General features: G+C 45.0%; 11 protein-coding genes and 1 pseudogene. 3 read left to right on the top strand and 9 right to left on the bottom strand.

The annotated features are described in order from the left end of the window. Window positions 1-281: 281 nt before the first annotated feature. Window positions 282-1,004: a hypothetical protein gene (locus Q0413_RS10385; protein WP_298990095.1), complete on the bottom strand. Its 723-nt coding sequence runs from the start codon at window positions 1,002-1,004 to the stop codon at window positions 282-284. A gap of 44 nt (window positions 1,005-1,048) precedes the next feature. Continuing rightward, window positions 1,049-1,738 (bottom strand): hypothetical protein, encoded by a 690-nt coding sequence (locus Q0413_RS10380; protein WP_298990092.1) that lies wholly within the window; start codon window positions 1,736-1,738, stop codon window positions 1,049-1,051. A 351-nt stretch (window positions 1,739-2,089) separates the two neighbouring features. Here Q0413_RS10380 and Q0413_RS10375 point away from each other — a divergent pair, with 351 nt between their 5' ends. The 3 genes from Q0413_RS10375 (at window position 2,090) to Q0413_RS10365 (ending at window position 5,557) form a co-directional block, all read left to right on the top strand. Then, window positions 2,090-3,250, top strand: a complete 1,161-nt coding sequence (locus Q0413_RS10375; RefSeq protein ID WP_298990090.1) for a PepSY domain-containing protein — start codon at window positions 2,090-2,092, stop codon at window positions 3,248-3,250. A gap of 185 nt (window positions 3,251-3,435) precedes the next feature. Further along, on the top strand, window positions 3,436-4,404 hold the full coding sequence (locus Q0413_RS10370; RefSeq protein ID WP_298990088.1) for a hypothetical protein: 969 nt from the start codon (window positions 3,436-3,438) through the stop codon (window positions 4,402-4,404). Between the two features lie 208 nt (window positions 4,405-4,612). Beyond that, window positions 4,613-5,557, top strand: a complete 945-nt coding sequence (locus Q0413_RS10365; protein ID WP_298990084.1) for a hypothetical protein — start codon at window positions 4,613-4,615, stop codon at window positions 5,555-5,557. A 55-nt stretch (window positions 5,558-5,612) separates the two neighbouring features. Here Q0413_RS10365 and Q0413_RS10360 read toward each other — a convergent pair whose 3' ends face one another. From Q0413_RS10360 to Q0413_RS10330, 7 genes and pseudogenes are all read right to left on the bottom strand, one after another. Further along, entirely contained in the window at window positions 5,613-6,104 is a 492-nt protein-coding gene (locus tag Q0413_RS10360; RefSeq protein WP_298990098.1) for a threonine/serine exporter family protein, read from the bottom strand. Between the two features lies 1 nt (window position 6,105). Further along, window positions 6,106-6,921: a threonine/serine exporter family protein gene (locus Q0413_RS10355; protein ID WP_298990081.1), complete on the bottom strand. Its 816-nt coding sequence runs from the start codon at window positions 6,919-6,921 to the stop codon at window positions 6,106-6,108. A gap of 25 nt (window positions 6,922-6,946) precedes the next feature. Next, window positions 6,947-7,168, bottom strand: a complete 222-nt coding sequence (locus tag Q0413_RS10350) for a hypothetical protein (RefSeq protein WP_298990078.1) — start codon at window positions 7,166-7,168, stop codon at window positions 6,947-6,949. A gap of 3 nt (window positions 7,169-7,171) precedes the next feature. Further along, window positions 7,172-8,554, bottom strand: coding sequence for a peptidoglycan DD-metalloendopeptidase family protein (locus Q0413_RS10345; protein ID WP_298990074.1), 1,383 nt, complete (start codon window positions 8,552-8,554; stop codon window positions 7,172-7,174). Continuing rightward, window positions 8,551-9,366, bottom strand: coding sequence for a hypothetical protein (locus tag Q0413_RS10340; RefSeq protein WP_297944970.1), 816 nt, complete (start codon window positions 9,364-9,366; stop codon window positions 8,551-8,553). Before Q0413_RS10340 ends, Q0413_RS10345 begins: the two co-directional genes overlap by 4 nt. Then, window positions 9,353-10,042: an ATP-binding cassette domain-containing protein gene (locus tag Q0413_RS10335; RefSeq protein ID WP_298990070.1), complete on the bottom strand. Its 690-nt coding sequence runs from the start codon at window positions 10,040-10,042 to the stop codon at window positions 9,353-9,355. Before Q0413_RS10335 ends, Q0413_RS10340 begins: the two co-directional genes overlap by 14 nt. Beyond that, window positions 10,030-11,284 (bottom strand): annotated as a pseudogene (locus tag Q0413_RS10330) (hypothetical protein); the annotation flags it as partial. The gene Q0413_RS10335 and the pseudogene Q0413_RS10330, both read right to left, overlap by 13 nt.

The following is an 11,284-nucleotide window of genomic DNA, read 5'->3' as shown; positions in this document are numbered from 1 at the left end:
CGTAATTTTACGAAATTTTAGGTAAAAAATAGGCTAAATTTTGACGATTTTGACGGAGCAGTTTGGAATTTTGGTTTTTAAAATCGCGAGTTAAATTTTAAGCGCCTAGCTCATCTTTTTGGCTTGCATTGGGCTCATCTTTTTGGGCTTGCGCGCACTTGTTGCCGCCGCTTCGCTACGCGTACATTTTACGGCTGCTACTCGCGCGATCACTACGCCGCCTTGCTACGGCTTGTCATAAATTTTCATAGCTATTGCTCGCGCGTGGCTAAATTTAAAATTTAATCGCCCGCGCCCTCTTTGTCGTTTTTTAGAATTTCTATGTTTGCGCGCTCATTCGCGCCTTTTAAGCTTATAGTTTTTTTGAGCGCGGATTTGAGGGGAGCCTTCGCCTCTTTTGTTTTCATCATCTTATAGCGCCTCTTTCTTATCTCTGCTTCGATAAATTTTATATCTTGCTGTGCGTATGGGAATGAGAGCGTAAAATTTTTGCTGCTTTGCCCGTCTTTTATTTTTAAAATCGGCATCTCACCCCTCATCTCTTTCTCCGTAAGGGCATTTTCTATATCGATCTTTGTGCTAAATTTAAACGGCAAACATTCCCATTCTCTCCTTATACTGCGGCTGTCTATGATGATCCCTTTTTCGGTTAATAGCCATAGCGATATAAGTATCAAAACAATGCCCATTGCGATCACGAGCGCGGTCTCGTCGCCACCTCTGTGCAAGAAGCCGTCTATACATAAAGGGTCGTTTGCGTCAAAGCATGTAACTTTACCTTTACCTTTTATTCTTTTTATCCAGGGCTCGTCAAACGCCACTATCGACCCCCAAGATAAAAGGAATATGACGAGCGTAAATTTGGCTACAGGGCTAGGCGGTATGAGCCAGGCGCCATTTTGCACGGTTTTATAAGAAGCGTTGCTTTTAAACAGAAAGTTTTTTAAACCGCAAAGTACAAATAGCACTACATTTGCAAAAAGCAGAAAATACAAAAGCCTCATGCAGCTCCTTTCATTTTGGATATTTTACGACGATATATTTAAATTTAGGCGTTTCGCTCGACCGCTTCGGCTTTTGAAATTTCAGCGAGCTTTTCTAATATAAAATTTTGCAAAAAATCTATATCCTTTTGTGCATACAAATATCCCGCCCCGAATTTAACGCCGCTAATTTTGCCTCGTATGCTGATTATTTTTACGCCTCTTATAAACCATGTGGCGTAGTTCATCTCATCAAAGTATATCTTTTCCGTATGCCTAAACGGCAGAACCTCCCATTCTTTGCAGATGCCGCTTTTATCTATTCTGATTCCTTTTTGAATTAGCACGATAAATGAAAAAATTATGGCGCAGACAGATATGATTTTGCCGAGTATTAGTCTGGGCTCGCTTATTTGCAGATACCCATCCACGCATCTGGGATCGCCTTCTTCGAAGCATCTTAAATTTATGCCTGCCGCTTTGTATTCCTGCGAGCAAATTTTATCGTGGGTATAAAAGCAGGGTATGGGATTGCCGTTATATTTTGCTACGTTCGGGCTCGATAGAGTGATTACGCCGAGGCTTAAGCATATTATAAACATCTGCATTTTTAAAAGCGGATCGGCGGAGATAAACAGAGTTCCGTGATCTACGGTTTTGAATGATCTGTTTTTATCAAGCAATGAAACAAGAAGGCAAAAGCCTATCGTAACATAAAGGATTATCGAAGCAAACTCGGCTATACTTTGCGACATAATAATGACCTTGTTTTTTTGGATTACGCAAGCTCGCGTCTTTGGCAATTTTAGCGCAAAATTTCTAAATTTACGAGATTCTAAGCGCGCTTTTTATAAATCGCGCTTAGAATTTTACCTCGCTAGCGTGATCTTGCCGCGCAAAAGGCGGATAAATTTTTAGCTTTTATATCTTGCAGCACGCGGTTTATGAAATTGCGCGGCGTTCCTAAGCGCTTTTGTGATGCCATAGCGCGCCTTAAAATTTCGCAGCCTAAATCTTAATGATAATTATCTAAATATTTAAAATCGCACAATATAATTGCGAACCTCAATCAAATAAAGATTAAATTTATCTCGCAAGGATCTACAATGAGCTCGCTTTTGAAGCGCAATAAAATTTTGTTTAACGTCCATCTGATTTTGTCGATCGTTTTTTCTATCCCGCTGCTTATTATAGGCATTACAGGCGCGATTTTGTCGTATCAGCACGAGCTTGAGGCGCTAATAAACGCGGACTCTAAAAAGGTCGAAAAAACGGGCGAAATGCAAAGCGTAGAGAAAATTCTGCAAAGCTTTAGCGAGCAAACGGGCGCTAAGCAGCCCGTAAGGCTCGTCGTGCCAAAAAGTGATGACGAAGCCTTCGTCATTTACGCAAACAGAAATGATGCATATCTGGTCGATCCATACACCGCGCAGATCATCGGCAAGGATCGCGGCACGGGCTTTGTGCTAACGGTGATGTCGCTGCACCGAAATTTGGGTTTAGCGCTAAGCGGCAATAAAACTGCAGCCGAGGTCGGCAAACAGATCGTAGCCGCTAGCGCCACGGCGATGATACTGCTTGTAATAAGTGGCGTCTGGCTGCATTTCCCAAGGCTTAGGCGTAAATTTATCGAAGCGATAAAGCCGAATTTTAAACTCAAAAAATACGCTCTTTTTTATAACCTACACACGAGCCTAGGCTCGCTAAGTGCGGTGATTTACCTGCTTATCTGCTTAACCGGGCTTAACTGGTCGTACGGCTGGTATAACGATGCTGTGATGAAGCTTTTTGTAAGCTCTCAAAATTTACCGCAAGCTAGCGCGCCTAAAGCCGCCGCTTCTAAAGATCACGCCGCCGCACCCGCAAAAGAGGGCGGCACAAAGGGCACAGAGTATAAATTTAGCGACGCGCAGAGGGCTTATGAGATATTCAGATCAAGTGGCATAGAGTATAAAGAATTTACCCTAATGCTCGCAGCCGGAGATAAGATCGGCGTCAGGTATTATGAGCCCGACGCGCCCGCTACCGCCCGTCCAAAAGGCGCGAGCGTGAAGCTAAAGGAGGGCAAAGTCGCACAGCAGAAGCAGACGGAGGGTATCACCGTGGGCGAGTTTAAAGACGCGAACTATCAGCTACATACGGGCTATTTTTTCGGGCTAGCGGGTAAAATTTTATGGTCGCTCGTTTCGCTTTGTATGGCGCTTTTTATCTTTAGCGGCTTTTATATGACGGCAAAAAGGGCGTTTAAGTCAGAAAAGCCCGGCTAAATTTTACCCTCTCGGCAAGAGGTGCGACGAGCGGCGCAAGAGAGCCCAATACCTACAAAGCATTGAGATGAAATTTGCCGAAGCGGATCAAGAAAAGCTCTGATTTAACGATATTTGAGACATTCTAAAATTATCGCGGATTAAGTCTATGTGAGGTATATTGCGGAAAATTTTAGGAGCGAAATTTGAAAACGAGATATTATCTTTGCTTGGTCTGCATCATAATAATATGTGCTTTCGGCATAATATTTTATTTGGTCGAAAAAAAAGAAGTCGATCCATATGAATGGGTATGCGATCTAGATGGCAATCTTACGGATATGCAGCTTAAAGATAGGGCACTAAAGTGCATGCTTAAAGATTGGCACTTTTTTTATAACTTTAATAAAAGAGAATATGATAGACGAATTAAAGCAGTTAAAAAGGAATATGGCGATACGGCCAACGAAATCGGCGGCGGCGTAGAGATCCGTTATTCAGAATGCCATAGCGATAAACGTCCCGATGATAAATGCGAATTTTACAAGATAGATAAAAGGCTAAATTTAGATTATCTTATGGATTTGGGCTCAAAAATTTGCAGAAACGGCAAAGCGATACAAGATGCCGAAACCCATATAGATAAAGAAATTTTTAATACTGAAGTCGTATATCCTTGGGAAGATAAGGAAAATTTGGTTTTGGAAGATGGCTCCTTAAAGTACGGAATATTTTTTAATTATATCGATGAAGATGACTATAGAGATAGGGAATCCGGGGAAATTATATTAACAGAAAAAATTTTCAACAATTCATTGGAAATTGATAAGAGTTTTGGTTTTGACCATACGGATATTGTATTTGTTATACCAATAAATTCGATATTTTTGAGTCTTTATGCATATATTGAGCCGAGTAATCCAAATTATGATATTTTTTGCAATAGGTATGAACTATATAAAAATAGAATAAAAATTGATGAAGCGAGTTATAAAATAGATGATTTTAAGACGCCTATAAAATATCTACCGCTCCATGTTAATTATAGCTTCCTATTTATAGTAATAGATAAAAATATGAAATTTAACAAAAGCCTAGAATACAACTTGTTGTATAAATACTACTACGATGAAAAAGAGAAAACAATAAAACAAATATCGAATAATGGGCGATAAATGGAGGATATAATTAAATTTTACCTTCGCGGCAAGAGGTGCGACGAGCGGCGCAAGAGAGCCGAATACCTACAAAGCATTGAGATGAAATTTGCCGAAGCGGATCAAGAAAAGCTCTGATTTAACGATATTTGAGACATTCTAAAATTATCGCGGATTAAGTCTATGTGAGGTATATTGCGGAAAATTTTAGGAGCGAAATTTGAAAATGAGATATTATCTGTGCTTGGCCTTCATCATAATAATATGCGCTTTGTGCGCGATACTTTCGATTATCGCGGAGTATAAATACCCAAATTCAGCCGAAAAAATTGAAACTGATCCATATGAATGGGTATGTAATCTGGATGGCAATCTTACGGATATACAGCTTAAGGATAGGGCGTTAAAGTGTATGCTTAAAAAGACCTATAAATCTATAAATATTTCAGCGGAGGAATTCCGTAATATGGAAAGACAAATAAAGAAGCAATACGGTAAAGTAGACGATGAATTTTATAATTTTTATAGCGGGTTGGCAGAAAGATGCGGTGGAAATAATCGTCCAGATAAAGCTTGCGAATTTTTCATTGTAGATGACAATATAAATTTAGAATATTTTATGGGTTTGGGAGACAGGGCTTGCAACGGCAAACAAGCCGTAGCAAATTTCAAAGATTTTGTAAATATGTCCATGCTCAAAGGCGAAGTTGTTTACCCTTGGGAAAATAATAATAGTTTAATCTTGTCGGATGGAAATTTAAAATACAAATTATATTTTAGCGGATTGGAAAATGATAAACATGTATTTGATATGTTATTTACGGAAAAAATATTTTTAAATGAAATTAATCCTAAAATATACGACCACAAATATCCTAATGATAAAATTTTTTCTATTCCAACCGACATGCTATTTTTTGATATGTATGTAAGCCTAATAGATAAAAAATACGATAACTTTTGTAATTTATATAACTTTAAAAAGAAAGATATAAAACCGTATAAAGCGTTTTTTGAGTTAGAAGGTAGAAAATATAGTCGGTATGCTTTTTATCTAGGTATTTTTGATGAAAATTATACATATAAATACGATATAAAAGATAATTTGCTGGGTGTGGAGCAAGGATATTATTACGATGAAAAAACCAAAGAGATAAAACGAGAGCAATAAAATAGAATTTATAAAATTTACCCGCCCGCGCCTGCTTAAAATTTCTTGCTTAGCGCTATTTGCCTCTTGCGCCGCGAGTGATCATCAAGGACTGTTCGTAGAAAATTAGCAGCGTTATTGAAACGCCCGTGCCGAGCGCCAGCGAGATCGAGATCGTGGCGAGGGCGTTATCGAAAAACGAGATAAGATGAGCGAGTTTATGCTCTGCGCCCGTGGCTCTGATATAAGAAAACAGCGCCAAAACCGCCTTGTAGGCGTAGATGCCAGGTATCATCGGAAGCAGCGCGGGGAAGGCGATGATCTCTGCGGGCACCTTGAGGCGCTTGGCACAGAGCATCCCCAAAACGCCGATCAGAAACGACGCAAAAAGCGTCGCGGCGGCGATCGAAAAAATTTGGCTTTGAATCAGTAAAAACCTGCACGAATGCGCAACCGCCGCAAGCAGCGCCGAGAAAATAAGCGTCTTTTTTGGCGGCATGCACGCATACGCAAACCCCAGCCCCGCCGCGGCGGCAAAGCAGGCATCCTTAAATACCGAAAGCGCTATATCAAACATTTACAAGCCCCAAATTTGAGATGCTAAGCGTCAGAAAGAGCCCGATCGCGATGCAGATGATCAAAAGCCCCGTGTTTAGCCCTCTGCTGATGCCTACGAGCATATTTTCGTTTAGGATGTCAAATACCGAGTTGATAAGCCAGACGCCCGGGATCAAAAACAATATGCTCGATCCCACGGCGACATCGGGCGTGGCGCTAAGCCCGTAGCGAGCGCCTAGCGAGACGATGAATGAGACTGCGAACGAAACCGCGATGTATTGGATTTTTAGATTGATTTTAAGCTTGCTAAGTAGATAGCGGGCGCAAATTCCAAAAGCCGTAGCCGCAAAAACTAACGCCATCGCACCGCCGTCGCCGCCGAAAAGCTCGCAGAACGCGGCATTTGCGACGCTGAGCAAAACGAGAGTTTTGGCAAAGCTTTTCTTCTGCGAGGCTAAAATTTCGGCAAATGAGGCTCTGGCGCGCGCAAGGGGGATTTTTTCGTCGTAAATTTCCCAGCTAAGCGCGCTTAGCTCCGAGATCAGATTGAAGCTGATACGTGCCGCAGCGCCCGTTTTGACGTAGGTGCGGCGGATAGAGTTGTCCGCAGGATCCATCACGCTGATGATGAAGTGGCGCACAAAGATCATCAGGCTAGCCTCATAGTCGTAAGCGTCCGCTATCCTGCGCACGCAGCGCTCGATGCGCGCGGTGTAAGTGCCGATACTAAGCATCTTGGCGGTGTATTCGCTAAGAAAATTGGTGAGCTCTTGGATTTGCGGTCTCGCCGCTTCTGCTTCTTTTGTCGGTGCCATCTCTGCTATCATTATTTCCTCCGCTACTCTTGTAATCTCAATATCGTTTTGCGCTGTTTTCGTCGTTTTTACTTCTACGACGCTCGTTGTAGCTTCCTGTTTTTGCGGCGCCCGCCATCGTTTTTGATGTCGCTACGATGTCCGTCGTCGTGGAATTTTCATCGCTTAAATTTAAATCGCAGCCCGAGCTTTGCTCGCTTAAATTTAAACTTTCGGCATCCTCGCAAGATCCGCTAAATTTAGAATTTTTCCCGTTCACGGCTTACCTCAGGCTGATGAGATCTAGCGGGTTGATGTGGTAGTTCTGCTGCGTCACTTCAAAGGTCAGATCCGAGCCGATGCGTCCGATGATGTAGCCCTTTTTGACGTTGGAGCCGACGCGCACGGTAGGCGGGATCTGATTTAGATGCGCGTAGATCGTGTGGATGCCGCCGCTGTGCTCTAGGATCACCACTTTATCGAGCACGGCGGTTTCTTTAGCAAAGACCACTTTACCCGGTAGCACCGCCTTAACCTGCGTATCACCGCTGTTTGAGCCCAGCACGATATTTTCGTTGAAAAGCTTGATGTTATAAATGGGATCGTTGTAGTTGCCGAATTTTCGCTTCAAATACGCGCCGTTTAAAGGCGCTGCGGTCTTGGCTCCGCTGTATTTTTTAACGCGCGAGGACTGATAGCTAGAGCCGTACTGCTTGACCTTTTGGTTGATTTTGCTTACGCGCTCATCCGCAGGCTCGCTCACTTCTGGCTCGGGCTCGCTAGGAGGCGCAGGTTCGGGCTTGTCCGCTTTTTTGGCAGCCGCCTTTGCTTTGGCGTACTCTTTTTCGCGTGCCTGGCGCTCCTTTTGCTTCTGCGCCTCCAGCTTTGCTTGGCGCGTCGCTTCCTCCTTCTGCGCTTTGGCTTTTTCCTCGGCGTCGTCGATGATCTTAAGCTCCTGCAGGGTCTTAGATATGGCGTCTTGCTCGTCGTTTATCTTCTCTAACCTCGCGATGTAGTCCTCTTTGTCCTTTTTCATCTGCGCGAGCTTTTCTTTTTGGGTGGTTTGCTTGGCGTCGAGATCGGTTTTTTTCTTGTCATAGCCCGCCATGCTCGCCTGGATCGATTTGATCTTTTTATTCTGTTCGTTGATAAAATTTTGATTATTTTCGTAGTCTTTGATCAGCCCCTTCAGCTCGTCGTTCATAACGACGCCGAGCCCCTCTAAAATTTCGCTAGCTACGATAGAATCTGGCGTAGTGGTGGAATTTACGTCGGTGATGAGATCAAACGATAGCTCTTGCGAGATCACGCTTATGATCTTGCTTTCTAGATCGTTTTGCACGCTAAGAAGAGTGATGTTTTGGCTATTAAGCTTTTCAAGCTCCTGCGCCTCGGCGGCGTATTGATCCTTTAAGCCCTCGATCGCGTCGCTTAGCTGCTTGATCTCGCCTTCGCGCTTTTTAAATCCTTCCTGCTCCTTTACGATTTGGCCTGCGATCTCGTCGATCTTTTGCGAAAGCCGCATCTCCTCCTTTTGCGAGCTTTTGAGCTCTTGACCCGCTTTGGCGATCTTATCTTTCGTGCTTTGCTGCTTTGCAGGCGCGGCATAAGTAAGAGCTGCAGCAAGTCCTAGCGCAAGAAGCGGTGCTAAAAAAGCCCTTTTCATGCTCGTTTATTTCCGATTTGCAGCATCACAAAGCTAACTGCGATGATAGATAGCGCCAAGGCAGCGCCCAAAAGGATCAGCGCGTCGTAAGGCAGTACTATGGCGGTGCGCAGATCGCCGATGCCCTTAAGCGTGGTCGAAAACACCTCCCAAGAAGGAAGCGCAATGTAGAAGCAGGTCACGATCAGCGTAGCGATGAAGGAGTCTATTATCGCCATTCGGTAGAGCTTGCCGCTTTTTATCAGAAACGACGCGCCGAAAAGCTCCATGATCTCGATGCGCTCTTTGTGTTCGTAAACCCAGATACGCATCTGGCGGTGAATTAACATCACACCTAAAAGCACGATGAGAAACGCAAAGCCATAAACGAGGCTTTTGATAAGTAGTAAAATTTTAAAAATTTCATCGTGGGTCTTTTTAAAAATTTCAACCCGCGTGAGCGAGCCTATGGATTTTAGATCCTGCTCGATCTTGGCAAGCTGCGCGGCGTCGGGGAAGCTTTCGAGTTTGACGCTATAAAATTTAGGCAAATTTTTACTCAGCTCGGCAAAGGCATTTTGTGAAATTTTACCCTTCAGACGCTCGGTAATGCCCGCTGTGGAAATTTCGCTAATCGAGCTGATTTTCGGTACCGCTTTTTGCGCGTCTTGCAAGCTGAGCGGAGTTTTGGAGACTAGCACGATGTTGTATTCGTTTTGGATCGAGCGCTCGTAGCTTTTGGTTAGGTTGCTCATAAAAATTCCAAACTGCACGGAGAAAAGCAGCGCGACGAGCGAAAAGATCACGCCGAAATGGGTTTTAATCGATTTCATTTACTTTAGCGTCCTTAATCTCAAAATGTCGGTGCCTAAAACGCAGCGTGGCGGGCATTTTGTGCGTCACGATGACGACGCAGGCGTTCCACGACTCGCACGCCGAGCGCAGCAAATTCCAAATAATGGCGCTGGAGTAGTCGTCCAAATTTCCCGTAGGCTCGTCGCACAGCAGTAGGCGCGGGTTATGCGCCATCGCACGCGCCAAAGCCACGCGCTGCTGCTCGCCGCCGCTAAGCTCGAGCGGGTACTTACCCATCTTATGCCCGAGCTCGACGTGGCGCAGTAGCTTTTTGGCTTGGTCTTGGCAGACCTGCTGATTGTAGCCCATTATCATTAACGGAAGCATTATGTTGCGCTCGATCGTCCATTCGTTGATCAGGCGGTAGTTTTGAAAGATAATGCCGATACGCTGGCGCAGGGTGCGCAGATCGGAGTTCGTGATGCCTTTTAGATCGCACAGGCAGACGTTCAGCTCGCCGCCAATGATGTCGATGCCGCCGTAGAAGGACTTAAGCAGCGTGGATTTGCCGCTGCCGCTCTTGCCCGTGATGATGACGAAATCCTTCGCGCCGATGCCTAAATTCGCGTCTTGGATGACCGCGCCCGCCTTTTCGTAACCCAGCGTGAGGCCCGCTGCGGTGATGATGTTGTAATCGTCCGTTATCTCTGCCATTGTGAAAATATCTCCGAAATTTTTTGATGTGCCGCGTGGTTTTCGCGCGTAGGAAGCGGGCGGCGGACGAAGTAGCGCGTGCCGCTTGCGTTTGCGCGGATGAAACACTGCTGCGGAAAGTCGAATGCCCCGAGCGAAAGCAGGATTAGCACGTCCTGCGGCTCAGCGGCGCACGGCTTGCTTTGTCGTTCGTTTTGCGGCTCGACGTAGCTTGGTTCGCTTTGTCGTTTATCTTGCCGCTCGGCGCGATTTAATTTGCCTTGGTGTTCGGCTTGTAGCTCATCATGGCTTAGCTCGCTTCGGCACCCGACTTGTAACTTGATAGCGTAGTTTAACTTATTTTGTAATTCAGCTTGCGGCTCAGCAGCGTGGTTTAGCTCGTTTTTCAGTTCGGCTTGCGGCTCATTTTTGCAAGATGCGGCACTTGCGTTTGTTGTATTTTTAGCATTCGCTGCGCCGCCGTCTGTTAAATTTACGCCGTTTGTGCTCAAGCTATCCTCATTTAAATTTGCGCCCGTTTCATCTGCATGGTTTGTATTTAGTGCGTCGCTCGCTTTTTTTAGAATTTGCGTAACGTTTGCTCCGTCTGTGCGGGTCGCATTCGGCGTGGCGCTCTCTTCTATCGCACTGGTCGCTGCGAATGAGCCGTCCAAATTCGGCGCATTGTTTGCATCTATTGCACTGATCGTTGCAGGTGCAGTGCTTGCGCCTGTCGCGCCGATAGCCGCAAGCGCACCCTCCGTGCCGCTAGCATTTGGCGCGCTGCTTGTCGCGATCTGCTCGCAGGCTAAAGCGCGTTTTTCGCTCGGGGCGGGGCGGCTAAATTTAGCGCTTACTGCGACAGGAACGTCACTCATTAAATTTACGCCGTTTGAGCTAGAGCAATTTTGATTTAAATTTGCACTCTCTTTTGCGCTGGTTTCATTTGTGCAATTTGTATTTGGCGCGGTGCTCGCTTTTTTTAGAATTTGCGTAGCGTTCGCGCAAGTTGAAATTTTATCGCCCGCTGTCGTAGCTGAAATTTTGCCGCAGTTTGCCGAAATTTCATCCATGCTCGCGCGCTTGGTTAAATTTTTGCCGCGCGTCGCGTCTAAATTTATAGCTTCGCCGTTGTTTATAGCTTCGTCCGCGCTGCTTAAATTTACGCCACCACCCGCCGCGCAAGCCCCGTCCGCGTCCAAGCTTTTCTGCGCGTCAAAGTAAAAAATTTCCTCAAAATGCACGAAAAAATCCTCGCCTTTG

Origin of the sequence: uncultured Campylobacter sp. (assembly GCF_938045465.1) — a bacterium.
Classification (GTDB): Bacteria; Campylobacterota; Campylobacteria; order Campylobacterales; family Campylobacteraceae; genus Campylobacter_B.
Note: the sequence above shows the minus strand (reverse complement) of the source record. Positions and strands in the feature narration are given on the sequence as shown.

Bases quoted from the DNA above. Each gene is read 5' to 3' on its own strand.
- Q0413_RS10385 (WP_298990095.1), bottom strand. From the start codon at position 1,004: ATGAGGCTTTTGTATTTTCTGCTTTTTGCAAATGTAGTGCTATTTGTA.
- Q0413_RS10380 (WP_298990092.1), bottom strand. From the start codon at position 1,738: ATGTCGCAAAGTATAGCCGAGTTTGCTTCGATAATCCTTTATGTTACG.
- Q0413_RS10375 (WP_298990090.1), top strand. From the start codon at position 2,090: ATGAGCTCGCTTTTGAAGCGCAATAAAATTTTGTTTAACGTCCATCTG.
- Q0413_RS10365 (WP_298990084.1), top strand. From the start codon at position 4,613: ATGAGATATTATCTGTGCTTGGCCTTCATCATAATAATATGCGCTTTG.
- Q0413_RS10355 (WP_298990081.1), bottom strand. From the start codon at position 6,921: ATGATAGCAGAGATGGCACCGACAAAAGAAGCAGAAGCGGCGAGACCG.
- Q0413_RS10345 (WP_298990074.1), bottom strand. From the start codon at position 8,554: ATGAAAAGGGCTTTTTTAGCACCGCTTCTTGCGCTAGGACTTGCTGCA.
- Q0413_RS10340 (WP_297944970.1), bottom strand. From the start codon at position 9,366: ATGAAATCGATTAAAACCCATTTCGGCGTGATCTTTTCGCTCGTCGCG.
- Q0413_RS10335 (WP_298990070.1), bottom strand. From the start codon at position 10,042: ATGGCAGAGATAACGGACGATTACAACATCATCACCGCAGCGGGCCTC.